We start from the raw sequence: 22616 nt of genomic DNA, 5'->3' as shown, positions 1-22616 counted from the left end.
GCAGCCGGGTCAGTAGCCCACGAGCAGGACGTGCGTGGGGCTCGTGTCGTAGCCACCCCCGGTGGAGCGTGAGGTCACTCGCTCGGAGCTGCCGTCGGTGCCGAACCGCCAGATGCTCGATCCGCGACCGTCGAGGACGAGGGCGAGCAGCGTCTCGTCGTCGAGCCAGGTCTGGGTGACGACCACGCCGTCGGAGGGGTCGAAGCGTGCCACCTCCTCCTGGCTCGCCGCGTCCACCAGGGCGACGTAGCCGTTGCCCGGGCCGTCGAGGTAGGCGTGGGTGGTGGCCACGACCGACCCGGCCGGGTTGAGGTCGAGCAGGAAGCGGTCGCAGGTGGTCCAGAGGTACGCCGCCGAGGTGATGTCGTAGAGCCCGTTGCACGAGCCCTGGTCCTGGGAGGTCTGCTGCACCGTGACCAGGCCGGCGTCCGAGGCGTCGCTCACCGCGACCGCGGGCACGTCACCCGGGACCACGAGCACGTCGGTGCCGTCCGAGGACGCGACCCTGGGTGGGGACACGCCGTCGCCGGCGTTGTAGAACACCCGGCACTCGTCCTCGGGGCCGCACGTCGGGCCACCGACGACCGCGATCGGGTCGACCGTGAAGGTCCCGACGGTCAGGCCCGACGCGATCGCCACGCGGCCGCCCTCACCCGCGGCGGGGTCCCACATCGTCATCAGGTCGCCGTTGGGCTCGACGAAGGCGACCACGCTCCGGTCGTCGCTGACCGCGAGACCGCTGGTGATCTCGATCGACTCCCCGACCGCGCCGTCGGGGGAGACGACGTCGATGAAGTGGCGGTTGGTGTCGGTGTTGTCGCGGACGCCGAGCAGGGTCTCGCCAAGGACCGCGCCGCCTCGGTAGGCGATGTCGAGCGGGACGGCGGTGCCGTCGGGGCGCACCCAGGTGCTGCCGTCGAGGTAGTCGACGCCGATCGCGTCGGCCGTCGGTGCGGGGGCGGGGGTGACACCGTCGGTGGCCCGCGTCGGGGTCGCCGAGGAGGTCGTCGGGGAGGTCGTCGGGGAGGTGGCCGGCCCGGGGGCCGAGTCGGTGTCGCCGAGCCCCTGACCGGAGACGACGGCGATCGGGACGACTACTGCGGCGCTGGCGAGGACGGCGCCGGCGACGGCAAGCCGCCGCGTGCGCCGGATCGAGCCGGCGCGACCCTTCACCTGGTCCAGCGAGAACGGCGTCTCGTCGAGGCCCTGGGCACGCTGGCCCAGCTCCCGGCTCACGCGGGACTCCCACTCGTGGTCGCTCATCGTTCCTCCTCCTGCTCACGGGGGTCTAGGTCTGCGGGGAAGCGGTCGCGCATCGTGGCGATCGCGCGGCTGCACTGGGACTTGACGGTGCCGACCGAGATGCCGAGCAGGTCGGCGGTCTCGGCCTCGGTCAGCTGCTCGTAGTAGCGGAGCACCACGACGGCGCGGGCCTTCGGCGGCAGGGACTGCACGACGGACCAGAGCGCAGCGCCCAGCCCCTCGTCGTAGGTGTCGGTGACGGGGGCCTCGGGGAGCACCTCGGTGGTGAACTCTCGTTTGCGCCAGCCGCGGCGCCACAGCGAGTTGTTCTCGTTGACCATGATCCGGCGGACGTAGGCGTCGACCGAGTCGCGGTCGCGCACCTTGTCCCAGGCGAGGTAGAGCTTGGCGAGCGAGGTCTGCAGGACGTCCTCGGCCTGGTGCTTGTCGCCCGTCAGGAGGTAGGCCGTGCGGAGCAGGCGGGCCTGACGGGCCTGCAGGTAGGCCGTGAACTCGGCGTCGCGCGCTGCGGTCCTGGCACTCACCTGCCCAGTGTGGGGTGCGCGCCGTCCAGGGCGCTGCGCGGTGGTCGTGGAATGGTTCACGTGTCCAAGACGCAGGTCGGGCGCGGATGGTTGCAGTCCCGCGCGGGCACGGTGACCACGCGATCAATACGGTGGGGCTCAACGAACTCGAGAGTCACGAAGAAGGGGACACCATGCAGCAGGTCAAGGCGGTCGTCGCGCTGTCCAAGGGAGCACCGGTCGAGGTGGTGACCATCAACGTCCCCGACCCCGGTCCGGGCGAGGCGGTCGTGAAGGTGCAGGCGTGCGGCGTGTGCCACACCGACCTGCACTACCGCGAGGGCGGGATCAACGACGACTTCCCGTTCCTCCTGGGCCACGAGGCGGCCGGGATCGTCGAGGCCGTCGGCGAGGGGGTCACCTCGGTCATGGCCGGCGACTTCGTGATCCTCAACTGGCGGGCGGTCTGCGGCGAGTGTCGTGCGTGCAACCGAGGCGAGCCGCAGTACTGCTTCGCCACGCACAACGCGACCCAGAAGATGACGCTCGAGGACGGCACTGAGCTCTCACCTGCGCTGGGGATCGGCGCGTTCGCCGAGAAGACCCTGGTCGCGGCGGGTCAGTGCACCAAGGTCGACCCCTCGGCCCGTCCGGCTGCCGTCGGTCTCCTCGGCTGCGGCGTCATGGCCGGCCTCGGGGCCGCCATCAACACCGGCAACGTCACCCGCGGCAAGTCCGTCGCGGTCATCGGGTGCGGCGGCGTCGGCGTCGCAGCGATCGCCGGCTCTGCGCTGGCCGGTGCCTCGCCGATCATCGCGGTCGACATCGACCCCCAGAAGCTCGAGCAGGCGACCAAGATGGGCGCGACCCACGTCATCAACTCCTCCGAGACCGACCCGGTCGAGGAGATCAAGCGGATCTGCGCGCAGACCTACGCCGGGGCCGAGGGTGCCGACGTCGTCGTCGAGGCCGTCGGACACCCCGAGACCTGGAAGCAGGCGTTCTACGCCCGCGACCTCGCCGGCACCGTCGTCCTCGTCGGCGTGCCCACCCCGGAGATGAAGGTGCCGGAGCTGCCCCTGATCGACGTCTTCGGTCGCGGTGGGTCGCTCAAGTCCAGCTGGTACGGCGACTGCCTGCCCTCGCGCGACTTCCCGATGCTCGTCGACCTCTACCAGCAGGGTCGCCTCGACCTCGACGCGTTCGTGACCGAGGAGATCGGGATCGGCGACGTCGAAGCCGCTTTCGAACGGATGCACCACGGCGACGTGCTGCGCTCGGTCGTGGTCATCTGATGACCGCACGTATCGACCACGCGGTCTCGAGCGGCACGTTCAGCCTGGACGGCCAGACGTTCGACGTCGACAACAACATCTGGGTGATCGGCGACGACACCGAGTGCGTCGTCATCGACGCCCCGCACGACGTGGACGACATCATGGCGCTCGTGGGGGAGCGCACGGTCAAGGCAATTCTGTGCACGCATGCCCACGACGACCACGTGCGGGTCGCGCCTGAGCTGCGCCAGCGGGTCAACGGCGGGTCGGGTGCGCCGATCATGCTGCACCCGGCCGAGAAGCCGGTCTGGGAGCTGACCCACACCGACGAGCTCTGGGACCTCGACCTGGCCGACGGGTTCGAGCTCACCATCGGCGGCACGACCCTGCGGGTGCTGCACACGCCGGGCCACGCCCCGGGAGCCGTGTGCTTCTACGCACCCGGCCTGGGTTGCGTCTTCACCGGCGACACCCTCTTCAACGGTGGTCCGGGAGCCACAGGCCGGTCGTTCAGCGACGCGGACCTCATCGTGGAGTCCATCCGGGCGAAGCTGTTCGGGCTCCCCGACGACACGGTCGTGCACACCGGCCACGGGGACGACACGACGATCGCGGCGGAGAAGGCCACCATCGGCCTCGGCTGAGCGCAGGTTAGAACGGCTGGACCAGCAGGCAGGTGCCCTGGCCGGCGACGCGGGTGAGCACGATGGTGCCCTCGTCGTCACCGGCCAGGGCAAGCCGTTTGCGCAGCTGCTCGGGCACGATGTCCACACCCCGCTTCTTGATCGTGAGTCGACCGATGCCGCGCTCGCGCAGCGCTGCCCGCAACGGCTTCTCGCGGTAGGGCAGCTGCTCGAGGACCCGGTAGCCCCGGGCGAAGGGCGTCTGGAACGACGCCTCGGACGTCACGTAGGCGATGTGCTCGTCGACCAGCCCGCCGCCGACACCCGCGGCGACGGCGGTGACCAGGCCTGCGCGGATCACCGCGCCGTCGGGCTCGTAGAGGAACCCACCCACAGCACGAACGTCCGCGCCGGGATCGTCCTCGTCGGTCAGCGTGGCGAGCCCGCCGTCGCCGATGACGGTCGCGCGTCGCCGCGTCGTCGCGAGGCGGCCCGACCAGAGCGCGGCCTCCTTCACTTCGCCGTGGTCGCTGACCCACTCCGCCTCCACACCGTCGGGCACCAGGTCGTGCGGGATGCCGGGCGCGACCTTGACGCAGGAGTCGCGCCGCAGCAGTCCCTCCACGAAGGGCCACGGCGGGGTCCAGTCGTCGACGTCGAAGGACCGGCCGCGTGCCGAGCGCCGCGCCGGGTCGGCGAAGGCGACGTCGAAGGGCGAGGTGTCGAGCTGGGTCGCGTCGGCGACCCCGACCGCCCCGGAGAGCTCGAGGGCAGCCAGGTTGGCCTCGGCCACCGCGACCCGGACCGGGTCGAGGTCGACGCCGGCGACCACGATGCCGACCTTGGAGGCGGCCAGGAGGTCTCCGCCGATGCCGCAGCCCAGGTCGATGAGGGACGCGGTGCGGAAGGCCGCGAGGCGTCCGGCGCGGTGGTTGGCCACGACGGCGCGGGTGGCCTGCTCGAGGCCGTCGGGCGTGAAGTACATCAGCGCGGCCTCGTCGCCGAACTTGGTCCGCGCACGTCGGCGCAGCCGCACCTGGGTCAGGGCCGCGGCGGCGTGCTCGGCGCCCGCCGTACGGCGTAGCGAGGTCTGGGCGCGGAGCGGATCCTCGTCGGCGAGCGGAGTGGCCTTCGCCAGCAGGCGCTGCCCGTCGTCGGTGAGCAGCCATCGGAAGGCATCGAGGTCCACGTGGTGATCCTGTCAGGACCCCGCACAGGCGCGTCCGTGCCCGCGCCCTCGAGACCCGATCCGGGGACTGCCGCTGGCACTCCTCTGGGGAGAGTGCTAGTTTCTGACTGGCACTCTCACCACGAGGGTGCCAGAGCTTGCAGGTGTAGTGCGACCCCCGCGACGGCGTACCGCTCCGAGCAAGCCCCAACGTGGGGAGGACGCCGTCCTCCCGGTCAGTTCAACCCCAGATTCGACAGAAAGTGGAGGTCGACATCGTGTCGGTCAACATCAAGCCTCTCGAGGACCGGATCGTCGTCAAGCCCCTCGAGGCCGAGCAGACCACGGCCTCGGGCCTGGTCATTCCGGACACCGCCAAGGAGAAGCCCCAGGAGGGCGAGGTCCAGGCGATCGGTCCCGGCCGCATCGACGACAACGGCAACCGCGTCCCGCTCGACGTCGCCGTGGGTGACAAGGTCATCTACAGCAAGTACGGCGGCACCGAGGTCAAGTACGCCGGCCAGGAGCTCCTCATCCTGTCCGCCCGCGACGTCCTCGCCGTCGTTTCCTGATTTTCACCGGGTCGTGTGCCTGAGACCGTGCTGACGCGCGCTCTCGGGCACACGACCCGAACTCATTGAAGGAGCACCATGCCCAAGATCCTGGAGTTCGACGAGAACGCCCGACGCAGCCTCGAGCGCGGCGTCGACGCTCTCGCCAACGCCGTCAAGGTGACACTCGGCCCCAAGGGCCGCTATGTCGTCCTCGACAAGAAGTGGGGCGCCCCGACGATCACCAACGACGGCGTGACCGTCGCGCGTGAGATCGAGCTGGACGACCCGTTCGAGAACCTCGGCGCCCAGCTGGCGAAGGAGGTCGCCACCAAGACCAACGACGTCGCGGGTGACGGCACCACCACCGCCACCGTGCTGGCGCAGGCAATGGTCCACGAGGGCCTGCGCGCCGTCGCGGCCGGCGCCAACCCGATGAGCCTCAAGCGAGGCATGGACAAGGCCACCGCCGCTGTCGGCGAGGCCCTCGGCGAAGCCGCCCGCGACGTCGACTCGGTCGAGGACATGGCCTCCGTGGCCACGATCTCGAGCCGCGACGCCCACATCGGCGACCTGCTCTCGCAGGCCTTCGACAAGGTCGGCAAGGACGGTGTCATCACCGTCGAGGAGTCCAACACCATGGGCACCGAGCTGGAATTCACCGAGGGGATGCAGTTCGACAAGGGCTACATCTCGGCCTACTTCGTGACCGACACCGAGCGGATGGAGGCCGTCCTCGACGACCCCTACATCCTCCTGCACCAGGGCAAGATCTCGGCGATCGCCGACCTGCTGCCGCTGCTCGAGAAGGTCATCCAGGCCGGCAAGCCGCTGTTCATCCTCGCCGAGGACGTCGACGGCGAGGCCCTGTCCACGTTGGTCGTCAACAAGATCCGCGGCACGTTCAACGCCGTCGCGGTCAAGGCGCCTGCTTTCGGCGACCGCCGCAAGTCGATGATGCAGGACATCGCGACCCTGACCGGTGGTCAGGTCATCTCGCCCGAGGTCGGCCTCAAGCTCGACCAGGTGGGCCTCGAGGTGCTCGGCACCGCGCGTCGCGTCGTCATCACCAAGGACGACACCACGATCGTCGACGGCGCCGGTGACTCTGCCGAGGTCGAGGGCCGCGTCAACCAGATCAAGGCCGAGATCGAGAACACCGACTCCGACTGGGACCGCGAGAAGCTCCAGGAGCGTCTCGCCAAGCTCGCCGGCGGCGTGTGCGTGATCAAGGTCGGCGCGCACACCGAGGTCGAGCTCAAGGAGAAGAAGCACCGCATCGAGGACGCCGTCTCCGCGACGCGCGCCGCGATCGAGGAGGGCATCGTCGCCGGAGGCGGCTCCGCCCTCATCCACGCGGTGAAGGTCCTCGAGGGCGACCTCGGCCTCACCGGTGACGAGGCCGTCGGCGTGCGCATCGTGCGCAAGGCCGCCGACGAGCCGCTGCGCTGGATCGCCGAGAACGGCGGGGTCAACGGCTACGTCGTGACCACGAAGGTCCGCGAGCTCGGTGTCGGCAACGGCTACAACGCCGCGACCGACTCCTACGGCGACCTGGTCGCCCAGGGCGTCCTGGACCCGGTCAAGGTCACCCGCTCGGCGCTCGTCAACGCCAGCTCGATCGCGGGCATGCTGCTCACGACCGAGACGCTGATCGTCGAGAAGCCCGAGGCGCAGGACGACGCCCCGGCCGGCGGCCACGGGCACGGCCACGGCCACTGATCCATCCGCTCCACACGCCGACCCGTCACAGACCCTGTGGCGGGTCGGCGACATTTCGGGGGATATGTCGCTCACCCTTCGCGCACCCTTCGTTGACCCGGACTGTCACGGGCGATCTGTTGCACGCAGGAAACACAGGCGAGGTGGATCCGCAACGCCCGCGGGAGACGCTGGAGCCATGTTGTGGAGAGTGCGTGCGACCCTGCCCGAGCGACCCGGTGCGCTGGCGGCGCTGGCGGCCGAGTGCGGTGCCGCGGGCGTCAACATCCTCGGTGTCCAGGTGTTCCCCGGCGTCGAGGCCGTGACGGACGAGCTGGTCCTGAGCACGCCCGACGCCTGGGGTGAGCCCGACATCAGGGTCCTGGTCGGGCGGTCGGGAGGCGAGTCGGTGAGCGCCGCCGTGTGCACGGAGGCTGCGTTGTCCGACCAGCCCACCCGCTACGTCCAGGCGGCCCGGGCCATCCTCGAGCGGCCCTCGTCTTTCCCCGAGGTGGTCGCGGCGCTCTTCGACGCCGACGTCGAGGCGACGGGCACCACCCAGGACGTCATGGACATGACCGTCGGCGAGGTCCAGGTGCAGATCCGGCGCAGCGCGCCCTTCACCGCCACCGAGCACACACGCGGCATGGCGATGGCCGAGCTCGTCAGCGACGTGCTGGGTCGTGAGCCCCACCCGCACCCGGCGGTCGCGATCTCCGAGAGTCGACGCCTGGGGACTGGCGGCAGCACCCCCGAGTACGGCGTCGAGGGTCACTCGGTCATCGCGACGATCGACGACGTGACGGTCGGGGTCGCCACCGTGCTCCCGACCGACGCTGTTGAGCCGGGGCTGCACGCGGTCGAGCTCGAGGTCGATCCCGCCTGGCAGCGTCGCGGGATCGGCACGCGGCTGCTCAGCGACTCGGCCCGGCTGGCCACGGCCCTGGGAGCCGACGCCGTCCTGCTCACCACGCGCTCGGACAACCAGGCGGTCATGCCGATGGTCATGGCGTCAGGGCTGCGCGGGCGTATCCGCATGGCCGGCGACGTGCTGACGGTGCGGATCGGCGTACGCGACCTCAAGCCGCTGGCGCTCACCGGTCGTAGAAGTCGGGGAGCTGCCCGCCAGGGGCAGTGAAGACCCGGAGGGTCACCTGCGCGCGGGCGTGGTCGACGCGCACCGTGTCGATGTCGCCGGTCGGCCGGTGCGGCCAGGTCAGACCCGAAACCTCTACACTTCGATGGTGGAACTCCCTGACAAGTTCGCCGCTCTGGGCCTGACGTACGACGACGTCCTCCTGCTGCCAGGACACTCCGATCTGGCGCCCGACGAGATCGACACGACCTCGAGGCTCACCCGCGAGCTGTCCTTGAAGGTCCCCCTCATCAGCGCCGCCATGGACACCGTCACCGAGTCGCGCATGGCCATCGCCATGGCGCGGGAGGGCGGCATCGGGGTGCTGCACCGCAACCTGTCGATCGAGGACCAGGCCTACCAGGTCGACCTCGTCAAGCGCACCCAGACCGGGATCATCTCCAACCCGGTCACGATCGGCCCCGACGCCACGTTGGAGGACCTCGACCAGCGCTGCGGCGAGTACCGCGTCTCCGGCCTGCCCGTCGTCGACACCGACGAGCGGCTGCTCGGCATCGTCACCAACCGCGACCTGCGCTTCACCCCCGTCGCGGAGTGGGCGACCACCAAGGTCGACGAGGTGATGACTGCGATGCCCCTGATCACCGGCCCGGTCGGGATCTCGCGTGACGAGGCCACCCTGCTCCTGCGCAAGCACAAGCGCGAGCGGTTGCCGCTCATCGACGACCAGGGCCGCCTCGCTGGGCTCATCACCGTCAAGGACTTCGTGAAGTCCGAGCAGTTCCCTCACGCGTCCTACGACGGCGACGGGCGCCTGCTCGTCGGTGCCGCCATCGGCTACTTCGGCGACGCCTGGCAGCGCGTCACCACCCTGATCGAGGCCGGGGTCGACGTGCTCGTCGCCGACACCGCCCACGGCTACGTCCGGATGCTCCTCGAGATGGTCGAGCGGCTCAAGAAGGACCCGGCCACCCGTCACGTGCAGGTCATCGGCGGCAACGTCGCGACCCGTGAGGGCGCCCAGGCGTTCGTCGACGCGGGCGCCGACGCCATCAAGGTCGGGGTCGGGCCCGGCTCGATCTGCACGACCCGTGTCGTGACCGGGGTCGGTGCCCCGCAGGTGACCGCGGTCTACGAGGCGTCGCTGGCTGCCAAGCCCGCCGGGGTGCCGGTCATCGCCGACGGCGGCATGAAGCACTCCGGCGAGATCGCCAAGGCGCTCGTCGCCGGTGCCGACACGGTGATGCTCGGCTCGCTGCTGGCTGGCTGCGACGAGAGCCCGGGCGAGCTGGTGTTCGTCAACGGCAAGCAGTTCAAGTCCTACCGCGGCATGGGTTCGCTGGGTGCGATGTCGAGCCGTGGCAAGAAGTCCTACTCCAAGGACCGCTACTTCCAGGCCGAGGTCGCCAGCGACGACAAGATCGTGCCCGAGGGCATCGAGGGCCAGGTCGCCTACCGCGGACCCCTCGGCGCCGTGGCCCACCAGCTCATCGGCGGGCTCAACCAGTCCATGTTCTACGTCGGCGCCCGCACGATCCCCGAGCTCCAGGAGAAGGGCCGCTTCATCCGCATCACGTCCGCGTCGTTGACCGAGAGCCACCCGCACGGGGTCCAGATGACCGTCGAAGCCCCCAACTACTCAGGCAGATGAGTTGGGGCAGATGAGCTCACCCCGGGTACGCCGCCCCTACGACAACACCAAGCGGCAGCAGGCAGCCGAGGAGCGCCAGCAGCGCATCCTCGACGTCGCCACGCGCCGCTTCGTCGAGCTCGGGTGGACCCGGGCGACCATCGCCGACATCGCGGCCGGTGCCGAGGTCTCCGAGGAGCTCGTCCTCAAGCGCTTCGGCAGCAAGGTCCGCCTGCTGCTGACCGCCTTCCGTCGCGCCGGCTTCGGCCCGGCGCCGGACCTCGACGCCGCGGTAGCCACGCTCGGCCTGGAGGACCTTGGCTCGGTCGAGGAGCGCATCGAGGCCCTCACGGCCTTCGGCACGGCTGCCCTGGCGGGTCTCGCACCCCTGGTGCCCGCGCTCAAGCACGCCGCGGACGCCGACCAGGAGGCCGCCGAGGTCATGCGAGGGCTCCAGCAGGGCCGACTCGCCACGTCACGCCGCATGGCCGGGCTGCTGCTCGGGGTCGACGAGGAGACCGTCGACACCCACGAGGGCCTGGCGGAGACGATCTACGCGCTGACCACGGGTGAGTGCTACCTCGCCTTCACCGTCGAGCTGGGCCGTCCCCCCTCGGCGTACTCCGTCTGGTTGCGCAACGGCCTGCAGGACCTGGTCCGGCGCTACGGCGTGGACGGATCGCTCGAAGAGGGCTCAGCGGGGCCGCTCTAGTAGCCTGCGCCGGTGACCGAGATCGAGATCGGGCGCGCCAAGCGTGCCCGCCGTGCCTTTTCCTTCGACGACATCGCCATCGTGCCATCGCGCCGCACGCGTGACCCCGAAGAGGTCAGCATCGACTGGCAGATCGATGCCTACCGCTTCTCGCTGCCGGTCCTCGCGGCCCCCATGGACTCGGTCATGTCACCCGGCACCGCGATCGCCCTGGGGCGCTTCGGTGGGCTCGGGGTGCTCAACCTCGAGGGCCTGTGGACCCGCTACGAGGACCCGCTCTCGTTGCTCGAGGAGGTCTCCGGGCTGCGCGGCATCGACGCGACCGCGCGGATGCAGGAGATCTACACCGAGCCGGTCAAGGCCGAGTTAATCACCGAGCGGCTGCGCGAGGTGCGCGAGGCCGGCGTCACGGTCGCCGGGTCGCTGTCTCCGCAGCGCACCAAGGAGTTCGCGAAGGTCGTCGTCGACGCCGGCGTGGACATGTTCGTCATCCGGGGCACCACGGTCAGTGCCGAGCACGTCTCCTCGCAGGCAGAGCCGCTCAACCTCAAGGAGTTCATCTACGAGCTCGACGTGCCTGTCATCGTGGGCGGGTGTGCCACTTACCAGGCGGCGCTCCACCTGATGCGCACCGGCGCTGCCGGCGTGCTCGTGGGCTTCGGCGGGGGAGCGGCCCACACCACCCGCACGGTGCTCGGCGTCGCGGTCCCGATGGCGTCCGCGGTCGCCGACGTGGCGGCCGCCCGCCGCGACTACCTCGACGAGTCGGGCGGACGTTACGTCCACGTCATCGCCGACGGCTCCATCGGCAAGTCCGGTGACATCGCCAAGGCGATCGCCTGCGGCGCCGACGCCGTCATGGTGGGCTCGCCGCTCGCCCGCGCCACCGATGCTCCGGGCCGCGGATTCCACTGGGGTGCCGAGGCCCACCACGCCGACCTCCCGCGCGGCGAGCGCGTCGAGTTCGAGCAGGTCGGCAGCCTCGAGGAGATCCTCTTCGGTCCGTCCCGCGTCGCCGACGGCACGATGAACCTCATCGGCGCGCTCAAGCGCTCGATGGCCACCACCGGCTACACCGACCTCAAGGAGTTCCAGCGGGTCGAGGTCGTCGTCGAGTAGTGAGTGACGTCCCCGCAGCAGCAGCACCGCCCGCGGGCGGGCCGCCCGTCGTGATCCACACCGACGGCGCCTGCATCCCCAACCCCGGCCCGGGCGGTTGGGGCGCGATCTTGCGACAGGGCAGCCACGAGCTGGAGATCTGCGGTGGCGAGGCCGGCGAGACGACCAACAACCGCATGGAGCTCATGGCGCCGATCCGGGCGCTGGGCATGCTCAAGCGTCGCTCGGTCGTGGAGATCCACACCGACAGCACCTACGTCCGCAACGGCATCATGAAGTGGGTCCAGGGCTGGTCACGCAACGGCTGGAAGACCTCTGCCAAGCAGCCGGTGAAGAATGTCGACCTGTGGCAGCTGCTGGTGGCGGCGTGCGAGCAGCACGACGTCGATTGGCACTGGGTCAAGGGTCACGCCGGTCACCCCGACAACGAGCTGGCCGACCGGTTGGCCGCTCGCGGCCTCACCGAGGCAGTCGAGGTGGCGCGCGGCGCCGGCGGGAAACCCGCCTGAGACACGCACCCGGTCACAATGGGTCCATGAGCTCTCCCCTGGCATCGCCCCCGTCGGCCCTCAGCCCGGACGCACGCACGGTCGCCCTCTCGACGATGCGCGGCCTGGCCGGGGAGACCGAGCTCGACGTGCTGGTCGTGGGCGGTGGCGTGGTCGGCGCCGGCACCGCGCTCGATGCCGTGACGCGTGGGCTCAACACCGGGTTGGTCGAGCAGCGTGACCTCGCCAGCGGAACCAGCAGCCGCAGCAGCAAGCTGATCCACGGTGGCCTGCGCTACCTCGAGATGCTCGACTTCGGCCTGGTCCGTGAGGCGCTCCAGGAGCGCGGCCTGCTGCTGACCCGGCTGGCGCCGCACCTGGTCAGGCCCGTGTCGTTCCTCTACCCACTGACCCATCGGGGCTGGGAGCGGCCCTACGTCGGCGCCGGCCTCGCGCTCTACGACGCCATGGCCATGCTCGGCAAATACGACATGGGCGTCCCACGGCACCGTCATCTCTTCCGGCGCCAGGTCGCGCGGATCGCACCCGACTTCAAGTCCGACGCGATCGCCGGTGCGATCCAGTACTACGACGCGCAGGTCGACGACGCCCGGCTGGTGCTCGCGCTCGCCCGCACCGCGGCTGGTCACGGAGCGCACGTCGCCACGCGGGTGAAGGTCACCGGCTTCCTGCGCGAAGGGGAGCGGGTGGTCGGCGTGACGGCTGTGGACCTCGAGAGCGGCAGCGAGCTGGAGATCCGCGCCCGGGTCGTTGTCAACGCGGCCGGGGTCTGGACCGACGAGATCCAGGAGATGGTCGGTGGTCGGGGGTCGCTGCACGTCCAGGCGAGCAAGGGTGTCCACATCGTCGTGCCGCGCGACCGGATCCGGTCCGAGGCCGGCTTCATCGTGCGCACCGAGACGTCCGTGCTGTTCGTCATCCCGTGGGGTCGACACTGGATCATCGGCACGACCGACACCCCCTGGAGCCTCGACAAGGCCCACCCGGCGGCCAGCCGGGCCGACATCGACTACATCCTCGACCACGTCAACCCGATCCTGCGCGAGCCGCTCGACCACAACGACGTCTCGGGGGTCTGGGCCGGGCTGCGCCCGCTGCTGTCGGGGGAGTCCGAGCCGACCTCGAGGATCTCGCGCGAGCACACCGTCGTCACGCCCGTGCCAGGTCTGGTGATGATCGCCGGTGGCAAGCTCACGACCTACCGCGTCATGGCCCGGGACGCGATCGACGCGGCGGCCCACTCGCTCAAGACCACGGTCAACTTGACCATCCGTGACTCGATCACCGACCGGGTGCCGCTGCTGGGCGCCGACGGTTTCGAGACCCGGTCCAACCAGCGGGTGTTGCTGGCGCGTCGCTCCGGCCTCCACGTGGCGCGCATCGACCACCTGCTCTCGCGCTACGGCGGGCAGATCGACGACCTGCTGGCCCTGATCGCCGACCATCGGCTGCTCGCGCTGCCGTTGACCGGGGCGGAGGACTACCTCGCGGCCGAGGTGGTCTACGCGGTGACGCACGAGGGCGCGCGCCACCTCGACGACGTCCTCACCCGGCGTACTCGGATCTCGATCGAGACCTTCGACCGCGGCGTGGCAGCTGCTCCTGCCGCGGCGCGGCTCATGGCCGGCGAGCTCGGCTGGGACGAGGCACGCACGGCCGAGGAGGTCGACCACTACCTGCGCCGGGTCGAGGCGGAGCGGCAGAGCCAGCTGATGCTGACCGACCAGGAGGCGGACGAGGCTCGGGTGAAGGTCCCCGACATCGTCTGAGCCGGCGGGACCCGTCCCGGCCGGTGCGCGGTCTGGCCTCCGTTGACAACTAGAACACGTTCCAGTGATGCTGACACCTGTCAGATTGAGACCCACGTCACAGGAGTCAGCGCGTGACCCAGGCACCCCCGCCCGCAGACATGAAGCTCCAACGCTCGAGCCGGGACGCCGCCACGGTCCCTGCCCAGCTGGCCGACTGGCTGGCCACCCTGCTCCCGGCCGGGGCCGACCCGCACGTGGTCCTCCACTCCGGGATCGACGCCAACGGCATGTCGTCGGAGACGATGATCCTCGACGCGAGCTGGACCGAGGAGGGCGAGCTGCGTCGTGGCGAGTACGTCGCCCGTGTCGCGCCGGCCGCCGCAGACTTTCCGGTGTTCCCGTCCTACGCCCTCCAGGAGCAGCACGACGCCATGCGGCTCGTCGGCGAGCTCACCGACGTGCCGGTCCCCCAGGTGCGGTGGATGGAGCCGACCGGGACCGTGCTCGGGACGCCCTTCTTCCTGATGGACCGCGTCGACGGCGTGATCCCGCAGGACGTGCTGCCCTACAACTTCGGCGACAACTGGCTCCACGACGCCGACCCCACCGACCAGCGACGGCTCCAGGACCGCACCGTCGAGGTGATCGCCGCGCTCCACGCGATCCCGGACGCGTCCTCGCGGTTCGCCTTCCTCGACCCGCACCAGGCGGGCGAGACCCCGCTCGCGCGCAACCTGGCCCGGACGCGGGCGTGGTACGACTTCGCGGTCACCGACATCGGCCGCTCGCCGCTGGCCGAGCGGGGCCTGGCCTGGCTCGAGGAGCACCTGGCCGACGCCGAGACCGGGGAGACGGTGCTGTGCTGGGGCGACTCGCGCGTGGGCAACGTGATCTACCGCGACTTCACCCCCGTGGCCGTCCTCGACTGGGAGATGGCCGCGATCGGTCCGCGCGAGCTCGACCTGTCGTGGATCGTCTTCGCCCACCGGGTCTTCGAGTCGATTACCGGCATGCTCGAGCTGCCCGGGATGCCGCACTTCCTGCGGGAGGAGGACATCGTCGCGACCTACGAGCAGGCCAGCGGCACCACCGTCGGTGACCTCACCTGGTACCACGTCTACAACGCTGTCCAGTGGTGCATCGTCTTCATGCGCACCGGCGCCCGGTCCATCCACTTCGGCGAGATCGAGCGCCCCGACGACATCGAGACCCTGATGCACCACAAGCCGTTGATGGAGTCGATCCTCGACGGGGCGGGTGCCTGAGCCATGGTCGGTCCTCTCGACGAGTACCCCATCCACCAGCTGCCGCTCCCGGTCACCTGGGCCGGGTCCAGCGACCGCAACTTCTACGACCGCTGCTACTTCAACGCCCACGACCGCACCGGCGACATCTTCGTCATCACCGGCGCCGGTTTCTACCCCAACCTCGGCACCAAGGACGCCTTCGTGCTCGTGCGCCGCGGCGACGTGCAGACCGCGGTCCACCTCTCCGACGCGCTCGACCCCCAGGGCAACGACCGGCTCGACCAGCACGTCGGCGCCTACCGGATCGAGGTCGTCGAGCCGCTGCAGAAGCTGCGCCTGGTGCTCGAGGAGACCGACGGCATCGCCATGGACCTGACGTGGGAGGGCCTGTTCCCCGTGCTCCAGGAGGAGCGGCACGTCATGCGTGCGGAGTCCCGCGTGACGCTCGACGCGCAGCGCTTCGCCCAGGTCGGCACGTGGGAGGGCACGCTCAGCATCGACGGCACCGACATCGCGGTCACGCCCGACACCTGGATCGGGACCCGCGACCGCTCCTGGGGCATCCGCCCCGTCGGCGAGGCGGTGCCGGCAGGGGCGCCCCTGGTGCCGGAGTTCGGGGGCATGTGGTGGCTCTACGTCCCGATGGCCTTCGAGGACTTCGCGATCATCCTGATCCTCCAGGAGGACCCGTCCGGCTACCGCGGGCTCAACGACTGCACCCGGGTGTGGAAGGACGGGCGGGTCGAGCAGCTCGGCTGGCCGCACGTGAGGATCCACTACGCCTCCGGCACCCGTGTCCCCACGGGCGCGACGATCACCTGCACCACGCCGGACGGGTCGACGCTGCTGCTCGAGGTCGAGTCCAGGCTCGCCGTGCCCCTACACGTCGGCGGTGGCTACGGCGGCGACTCCGACTGGACCCACGGCATGTGGAAGGGCCCGGCGTTCACCGAGCGGCTGACCTACGACGTGACCGCCCCCGAGGTCGCCGGGCGGGTGATGTTCGGCGTGATCGACCACGTCGGCCGTGCCACGTGCGAGGGTCCCGACGGCACCGCCGAGGGCTGGGGCCTCTTCGAGCACGGAGCCCTGGGCCGGCACGACCCCAGCGGCTTCGCCGACTGGTTCGACCTCGCGCCCTGACCCACCCCTGACCCGCTCCTGACCCACCCATGACCCACCCATGACCCTGCCCCACCTGAGGAGACACCCGTGACTCTCGACCGCGACGCGTTCTACATCGACGGCGGCTGGGCCGCCCCGGTCGGCAGCAACCTGCTCCAGGTCGTCTCGCCGCACAGCGAGGAGGTGGTGGCGACCGTCCCCGAGGGCAGCGCCGGCGACATCGACGCGGCCGTGGCCGCCGCTCGCCGGGCGTTCGACGAGGGCCCGTGGCCCCGGATGTCACCGGCCGAGCGGATCGCGGTGATCGAGGCCTTCTCCGGCTTGTACGCCGCGCGGCTGGGGGAGATGGCCGACCTGATCACCCTCGAGATGGGCTCGCCGACCTCGTTCTCCAACCTGGCGCAGGCGCCCGCGCCCTGGATGCAGATCGAGGCGTTCCTGACGATCGCGCGCGAGTTTCCCTGGGAGTCGACCCGGGTCGGCAACCTCGGCACCCCGGTGATGGTGCGCCACGAGCCGGTCGGCGTCGTCGCGGCCATCCCGCCGTGGAACGTCCCGCAGTTCACGATCATGTCGAAGGTGGTCCCGGCGCTGCTGGCCGGTTGCACGGTCGTGGTCAAGCCCGCCCCCGAGACCCCGCTCGACACCTACCTGATGGCCGAGCTGCTCCAGGAGGCCGGTGTCCCGGCCGGCGTCGTCAACATCGTCACCGCCGGGCGCGAGGTCGGCGAGCACCTCGTCAGCCACCCGGGCGTCGACAAGGTGGCCTTCACCGGCTCGACTGCCGCCGGTCGCAAGATCGCCGCCATCTGCGGTCAGCAGCTCAAGCGCGTCAGCCTCGAGCTGGGTGGCAAGTCGGCGGCGATCGTGCTCGACGACGCCGACCTGGCCAAGACCATCGAAGGCCTGAAGTTCACCGCCCTGATGAACTCCGGGCAGGCCTGCGTCGCCCAGACCCGCATCCTGGCCAGTCGCGCCAACTACGCCACCGTCGTCGACGCGCTGGCGCAGGCGGTGGGGGCGATGGTCGTGGGCGACCCCGCCGACCCCGCGACCGAGATCGGCCCCATGGTGGCCCAGCGGCAGCAGGAGCGGGTCGAGAAATACATCGCGCTCGGCCAGGAGGAGGGTGCCCGGATCGTCACGGGCGGCAACGGCATGCCCGAGGGTCTCGACACAGGGTGGTACGTCCGCCCCACCGTCTTCGCCGACGTCGACAACTCCATGCGCATCGCGCAGGAGGAGATCTTCGGGCCGGTCCTCTCGGTCATCCCCTACGACGACGTCGACGACGCGGTGCGGATCGCCAACGACTCCGACTACGGGCTCGCTGGCACGGTGTGGACCGGCGACCAGGAGGCCGGGCTCGATGTCGCGCGTCGCGTGCGCGCCGGCACCTACGGCGTCAACACCTACACGATGGACTTCGCCGCGCCCTTCGGCGGCTTCAAGGCCTCGGGCATCGGCCGCGAGTTCGGCGCCGAGGGGCTGGGTCAGTACACCGAGCTGAAGTCGGTGTACCTCGAGGGGTGAGCCGGGCGATCATGGTGGCATGGAGGAGCTCTCGGGAGTGCCCGGCGCCGACCTGACGTCGCGGTTGTGGTGGATCGGCCTGGACTCCTGGGTGATCCAGGACGGCAACTACACCGACGTCGCCGTCGGGGAGCGGCGCCAGTTCGCCCTCGAGCTCGGCTACCGCCGCGCGGCCCGCCTCGCGGTCCCGCCGGACCACGAGCGCACGCCGCGCTGTGTCCACACCGGCCGGGGCACGTCGTACGACGTGGTGGGCGAGCTGCTGCGCAGCTTCCCCGAGCCTCGCGGAGGCGCCTTCGTGCTCGACGTGGGGCTGCTGGCCTACACGCAGTGGATGGTGCTCGACGACCTCGCGCCGCCGGTCGCCGGCACCTGGCTCACGGGGGAGATCCACCTCTCCGTGGACCCGTTCTTCTACAAGGACGACCTCCACGCGCTGCCCGGCATGCCCCCGCTGATCTACACCTGGACGGTCGAGGAGGTGCAGGTCGACGAGACGCCCGTGGTGCTGGTGCATCCCGGGGACCCCCGCCACGAGATCCCGGCGAGAGAGGGCCCGGTGCGCGTGCGCGACGTAACGCGGGAGGCGTGGTGCAGCGTCGAGCGCACGCAGGCGTGGGACGAGGACGGCAGCTACCGGCTGGGCTGCCGCCTCGACGCCGTCGCGCCGACGCACACGATCGACGACTGACGCGACGCCAGCGGGTCAGAGGCGATGGATCGGCCCGGCCTGCTGCGGCGGGGCGCCGAGCTTCTCGCGCAGGTAGGACGCCGCGCCCTCACGCTCCAGGCTGGCCTGGACCTTGCTGATCGTGCGCTCGCGCGGGAACGCGTGGAAGGCGAGCAGCACGAGCGCGAGCAGCGCGCCGGTGAGGTAGGCGACGTACTCGCCCTGGGTGACGATGAAGGCGGCGGCGACGGAGACGATGGCGATCGACTCCGAGAGCACCATCCGCAGGATGGTGGTGCTGGAGAACGCAGCTGCCGAGCGAGTGGCCGCCTGGTCCGGGGGAGTGCCCGGCTCGATGGCCGGGGTGCGGTAGCCGACTGCGCTCAGCAGCAGGTGGATCGCGAGCGCGCCGACCACCTGGCCGCCGATCAGCCAGGCCGGGGGCACGTCGTAGGCGGTCTCGCTCGTGCCGAGCACGAAGTAGAGCGCCAGGGCGAAGAAGAACAACGTGGAGGCGACGGAGAGGACGACCGTGCGCAGGGTGATCAGCATGGGAGTGGTCTACCCCAGGCATCCTGTCGGCACGCTTGACAGGTCGGGCCGGTGTGTAAAGGCCCACATTTCCCTACCTTTCGGTAGGCAGCGAGACGCTGCTCACATACTCTCGGTACATGAGCGACCAGAGCCCCACTCCCTCCGGCGGGGTCAACCCGCTCACCGAGGGGCCGGCCGACCCCGAGCACGACCCGACTGCCTCCTACGCCCTCGAGCCTGAGTACGTCGCTGCGCTCACGTCCCGGCTGCTCGCGACGACCGGCACGACCGCTGCGGTCTTCTCGCCGCTCAACGGGTCGCCCCTGGCCAACATCGCGCAGTCGAGCGATGCCGACGTGGCCGAGGCCTTCGTGCGCGCGCGCCGGGCGCAGGCGCTCTGGGCCCGCACGACCATCGACGAGCGCGCGGCGATGCTCATGCGCCTGCACGACCTGGTGCTGAGTCGCCAGGACGAGATCATCGACCTGATCGTGTGGGAGTCGGGCAAGGCCCGCAAGCACGCCTTCGACGAGCCGCTCCACATCGCGCTCACCGCGCGCTACTACGGCCGCACCGCCCACCAGCACCTGGACACCCAGCGCAAGCTCGGCGTCGTCCCCGGTCTGACCCGGGTCGAGGTCAACCGCGTGCCCAAGGGTGTCGTCGGCATCATCTCGCCGTGGAACTACCCCTTCACCATGGCACTGTGCGACGGGCTGCCTGCCCTGCTCGCCGGCAACGCGGTGGTCGCCAAGCCCGACGCCCAGACGATGCTCTCGGCCCTCCTGGCCGCCGAGCTGCTCGAGGACGCGGGCTTCCCGAAGGACCTGTGGCAGGTCGTGGCAGGTCCGGGCTCCAGCATCGGACCCTCGATCATCAGCCGAGCCGACTACATCTGCTTCACGGGCTCGACCGCGACCGGCAGGCGGGTCGCGGCCGGGTGTGCCGAGCGGCTCATCGGCTGCTCGCTCGAGCTGGGCGGCAAGAACCCCCTCCTCGTGCTGCGTGACGCCGACCTCGAGAAGGCCGCCGAGGGAGCCGTGCGCGCGTCGTTCTCCAACGCCGGCCAGCTCTGCGTCTCCATGGAGCGGATGTTCGTCGCCGACCAGGTCTACGACCGGTTCGTCGAGCGCTTCGTGGCCCGCACCGAGGCGATGACCCTCGGCGCCACGCTCGACTGGGGCAACGACATGGGTTCGCTGATCTCCCAGGACCAGCTCGACACCGTGGTCGCGCACGTCGAGGACGCCGTCGCCAAGGGCGCGCGCGTGCTCGCCGGTGGTCGGGCCCGACCCGACCTGGGTCCCTTCTTCTTCGAGCCGACGATCCTCGAGGGCGTCACCCCCGGCATGACCTGCTTCGGGCACGAGACGTTCGGGCCCGTGATCGCGCTCTACCGCTTCCACGACGAGGCCGACGCGGTCGCGCGCGCCAACGAGGGCGACTACGGCCTCAACGCCTCCATCTACAGCCAGGACGGCGCCCGCGCGCGGGCGATCGCCCGCCACATCAAGTGCGGCACCGTCAACATCAACGAGGCCTTCGGTGCCACCTTCGCGAGCATCGACTCGCCGATGGGTGGCATGCGCGAGTCCGGCATGGGCCGCCGGCAGGGCAGCGAGGGCATCCACCGCTACACCGAGAGCCAGGCCGTGGCGACGCAGCGGCTGATCCGCTTCGCGCCGATGCTCGGGATGTCCGACGAGTCCTACGCCAAGGTGATGACCGCCAACCTCCGACTGATGAAGAAGCTGGGACGAGCATGAGCAGCGACAAGACCTACGACTACGACGTCCTAGTGATCGGGTCCGGCTTCGGCGGGTCCGTCTCCGCCCTGCGACTGACCGAGAAGGGCTACAAGGTCGGCGTCATCGAGGCCGGCCCGCGGTTCGAGGACAAGGACTTCTCCTCCGGCACGCTCGACATCAAGAGCTACCTCTGGGCGCCGGCCCTGGGTTGCTACGGAATCCAGCGCATCGACGCCCTGCGCGACACCCTGATCGTCGCGGGCGCCGGCGTCGGCGGCGGGTCGCTCGTCTACGCCAACACGCTCTACGAGCCGCTCGAGCAGTTCTACGCCGACCCGCAGTGGTCGGGCATCACGGACTGGAAGGACGAGCTGGCGCCCTACTACGACCAGGCCAAGCGGATGCTCGGCGTCGTGGAGAACCCCGTCCGCACCCCGGCCGATGACGTGATGGAGCAGGTCGCCAACGACATGGGCGTGGGCGACACGTTCCACCCGACCCCGGTCGGCGTCTTCTTCGGCGGGCCCGGCCAGCAGCCCGGCGAGACGTCCGCCGACCCGTTCTTCGGCGGTGAGGGTCCCGAGCGCAACGCCTGCATCAACTGCGGTGAGTGCATGTCGGGCTGTCGCCACAACGCCAAGAACACTTTGGTCAAGAACTACCTCTACCTCGCCGAGAAGCGTGGTGCACGGGTGATGCCGCTGAGCACCGTGACGCGCGTCCGGCCACGCCCGGGTGGTGGCTACGAGGTGACGATCAAGTACACCAAGGCCAAGCGCGCCACGGCCGCGACCACGCGCAAGCTCACCGCCGAGCACGTCGTCTTCGCTGCTGCCTCGCTCGGCACGCAGAAGCTGCTCCACCGGATGAAGGACGAGGGATGGCTGCCGGCTCTCTCCGACCGTCTCGGCTACCTCTCGCGCACCAACTCCGAGTCGATCCTCGGCGCCATCGCACCCTCCAAGGACACGACCGACTACTCCTTCGGCGTCGCGATCACCTCGAGCTTCCACCCCGACGAGCACACGCACATCGAGCCCTGCCGCTACGGCAAGGGCTTCAACACGATGGCGTTGATGCAGACGGTCCTCACCGACGGTGACGGCGACGGGCCGCGCTGGAAGACCTGGGCCAAGACGATGTGGACCGAGAAGAGGAACCTCCTCGAGCTCTACGACCTCAAGCACTGGTCGGAGCGCACCGTCATCGCACTGGTGATGCAGAGCCTCGACAACTCGATCACGACCTACGGCAAGCGCAACAAGCTCACCGGTCGCTGGCACATGACCTCCAAGCAGGGCCACGGTGCCCCCAACCCCACATGGATCCCGGTCGCCAACGAGGCCGTACGCCGGATCGCGGGCATCCTGGGCGGCACCGCCGGGGGCAACGTCGGCGAGCCGTTCAACATGCCGCTCACCGCCCACTTCATCGGCGGCTGCGCGATCGGCACGGACGCCGACAACGGCGTGGTCGACCCCTACCAGCGGGTGTTCAACTACCCGGGACTGCATGTGGCGGACGGATCGGCGATCTCGGCCAACCTCGGGGTCAACCCCTCGCTCACGATCACCGCGCAGGCGGAGCGGGCGATGGCCTTGTGGCCCAACAAGGGCGAGCCCGACAACCGTCCGCTGCTCGGCGACGACTACGAGCGGATCGCGCCGGTCGCGCCGGTCGCGCCGGTCGTGCCGACCAGCGCCCCCGGTGCCCTGCGGCTGCCGATCGTGCAGGTCACCTGATCGACCCAGTCCCGGTCTAGACCATTGGTCGATTGGTCGGGGCGGGGCCGTAACGGGGGCTGCGACGGCTCGTTGAACGTCCTGGAACCGGCACCCATGCTCCCTCCCAATCGC

Annotated in this window: 20 protein-coding genes; 16 read left to right on the top strand and 4 right to left on the bottom strand. The window is 70.3% G+C overall.

Annotation, left to right across the window (positions count from 1 at the left end; all coding sequences use genetic code 11):
* Positions 1-9: 9 nt before the first annotated feature.
* Together BM204_RS00790 and BM204_RS00785 are read right to left on the bottom strand one after the other, a co-directional pair.
* Positions 10-1263 (bottom strand): hypothetical protein, encoded by a 1254-nt coding sequence (locus tag BM204_RS00790; RefSeq protein ID WP_091109612.1) that lies wholly within the window; start codon positions 1261-1263, stop codon positions 10-12.
* A complete protein-coding gene (locus BM204_RS00785; RefSeq protein ID WP_091109610.1) occupies positions 1260-1787 on the bottom strand; it encodes a SigE family RNA polymerase sigma factor in 528 nt (175 codons plus the stop codon). The genes BM204_RS00790 and BM204_RS00785 overlap by 4 nt, the downstream gene beginning before the upstream one ends.
* Before the next feature lie 173 nt (positions 1788-1960).
* Here BM204_RS00785 and BM204_RS00780 point away from each other — a divergent pair, with 173 nt between their 5' ends.
* Together BM204_RS00780 and BM204_RS00775 are read left to right on the top strand one after the other, a co-directional pair.
* Positions 1961-3061, top strand: coding sequence for an S-(hydroxymethyl)mycothiol dehydrogenase (locus BM204_RS00780; RefSeq protein WP_091109609.1), 1101 nt, complete (start codon positions 1961-1963; stop codon positions 3059-3061).
* Complete coding sequence (locus tag BM204_RS00775) at positions 3061-3687, top strand: MBL fold metallo-hydrolase (protein WP_091109607.1); 627 nt, start codon at positions 3061-3063, stop codon at positions 3685-3687. The genes BM204_RS00780 and BM204_RS00775 overlap by 1 nt, the downstream gene beginning before the upstream one ends.
* A gap of 7 nt (positions 3688-3694) precedes the next feature.
* On the opposite strand, the gene BM204_RS00770 is transcribed toward BM204_RS00775, so the two are convergent.
* Positions 3695-4855, bottom strand: coding sequence for a class I SAM-dependent methyltransferase (locus tag BM204_RS00770; RefSeq protein ID WP_091109605.1), 1161 nt, complete (start codon positions 4853-4855; stop codon positions 3695-3697).
* A 257-nt stretch (positions 4856-5112) separates the two neighbouring features.
* On the opposite strand from BM204_RS00770, the gene groES reads away from it, so the two are divergent.
* The 12 genes from groES to BM204_RS00710 all read left to right on the top strand — a co-directional run bounded on the left by groES (position 5113) and on the right by BM204_RS00710 (position 18499).
* The gene (groES, locus tag BM204_RS00765) at positions 5113-5406 is read left to right on the top strand and encodes a co-chaperone GroES (RefSeq protein WP_091110020.1); all 294 of its coding nucleotides are present in this window, start codon (positions 5113-5115) and stop codon (positions 5404-5406) included.
* A 78-nt stretch (positions 5407-5484) separates the two neighbouring features.
* Positions 5485-7107, top strand: a complete 1623-nt coding sequence (groL, locus tag BM204_RS00760) for a chaperonin GroEL (protein ID WP_091109604.1) — start codon at positions 5485-5487, stop codon at positions 7105-7107.
* Between the two features lie 178 nt (positions 7108-7285).
* Complete coding sequence (locus BM204_RS00755; protein WP_091109602.1) at positions 7286-8224, top strand: GNAT family N-acetyltransferase; 939 nt, start codon at positions 7286-7288, stop codon at positions 8222-8224.
* A gap of 103 nt (positions 8225-8327) precedes the next feature.
* Positions 8328-9833, top strand: a complete 1506-nt coding sequence (gene guaB, locus BM204_RS00750; protein WP_091109600.1) for an IMP dehydrogenase — start codon at positions 8328-8330, stop codon at positions 9831-9833.
* Between the two features lie 10 nt (positions 9834-9843).
* A complete protein-coding gene (locus BM204_RS00745) occupies positions 9844-10524 on the top strand; it encodes a TetR/AcrR family transcriptional regulator (protein WP_091109599.1) in 681 nt (226 codons plus the stop codon).
* Between the two features lie 12 nt (positions 10525-10536).
* A complete protein-coding gene (locus BM204_RS00740; RefSeq protein WP_091109597.1) occupies positions 10537-11643 on the top strand; it encodes a GuaB3 family IMP dehydrogenase-related protein in 1107 nt (368 codons plus the stop codon).
* A complete protein-coding gene (gene rnhA, locus BM204_RS00735; RefSeq protein ID WP_091109596.1) occupies positions 11643-12152 on the top strand; it encodes a ribonuclease HI in 510 nt (169 codons plus the stop codon). Before BM204_RS00740 ends, rnhA begins: the two co-directional genes overlap by 1 nt.
* 26 nt (positions 12153-12178) lie before the next feature.
* On the top strand, positions 12179-13921 hold the full coding sequence (locus tag BM204_RS00730; protein WP_091109594.1) for a glycerol-3-phosphate dehydrogenase/oxidase: 1743 nt from the start codon (positions 12179-12181) through the stop codon (positions 13919-13921).
* 113 nt (positions 13922-14034) lie between these two features.
* The gene (locus BM204_RS00725) at positions 14035-15168 is read left to right on the top strand and encodes a phosphotransferase family protein (protein WP_091109592.1); all 1134 of its coding nucleotides are present in this window, start codon (positions 14035-14037) and stop codon (positions 15166-15168) included.
* Between the two features lie 3 nt (positions 15169-15171).
* Positions 15172-16293 carry an Rv3169 family protein gene (locus BM204_RS00720; protein ID WP_091109591.1) on the top strand — a complete coding sequence of 374 codons (1122 nt, stop codon included), beginning with the start codon at positions 15172-15174 and terminating at the stop codon, positions 16291-16293.
* Between the two features lie 69 nt (positions 16294-16362).
* Positions 16363-17808, top strand: a complete 1446-nt coding sequence (locus BM204_RS00715) for an aldehyde dehydrogenase (protein ID WP_091109589.1) — start codon at positions 16363-16365, stop codon at positions 17806-17808.
* A gap of 19 nt (positions 17809-17827) precedes the next feature.
* Positions 17828-18499: a hypothetical protein gene (locus BM204_RS00710; protein WP_091109587.1), complete on the top strand. Its 672-nt coding sequence runs from the start codon at positions 17828-17830 to the stop codon at positions 18497-18499.
* Between the two features lie 15 nt (positions 18500-18514).
* Here BM204_RS00710 and BM204_RS00705 read toward each other — a convergent pair whose 3' ends face one another.
* Positions 18515-19030 (bottom strand): hypothetical protein, encoded by a 516-nt coding sequence (locus BM204_RS00705; protein WP_091109586.1) that lies wholly within the window; start codon positions 19028-19030, stop codon positions 18515-18517.
* Positions 19031-19149: 119 nt separating this feature from the next.
* On the opposite strand from BM204_RS00705, the gene BM204_RS00700 reads away from it, so the two are divergent.
* Positions 19150-20778: a succinic semialdehyde dehydrogenase gene (locus BM204_RS00700; protein WP_091109584.1), complete on the top strand. Its 1629-nt coding sequence runs from the start codon at positions 19150-19152 to the stop codon at positions 20776-20778.
* Complete coding sequence (locus tag BM204_RS00695) at positions 20775-22502, top strand: GMC oxidoreductase (RefSeq protein WP_091109582.1); 1728 nt, start codon at positions 20775-20777, stop codon at positions 22500-22502. The genes BM204_RS00700 and BM204_RS00695 overlap by 4 nt, the downstream gene beginning before the upstream one ends.
* Positions 22503-22616 lie beyond the last annotated feature (114 nt).

It is taken from the genome of Nocardioides psychrotolerans, from assembly GCF_900113685.1.
Taxonomy (GTDB): Bacteria; Actinomycetota; Actinomycetes; order Propionibacteriales; family Nocardioidaceae; genus Nocardioides; species Nocardioides psychrotolerans.
This window is presented reverse-complemented; position numbering and strand designations above follow the sequence as displayed.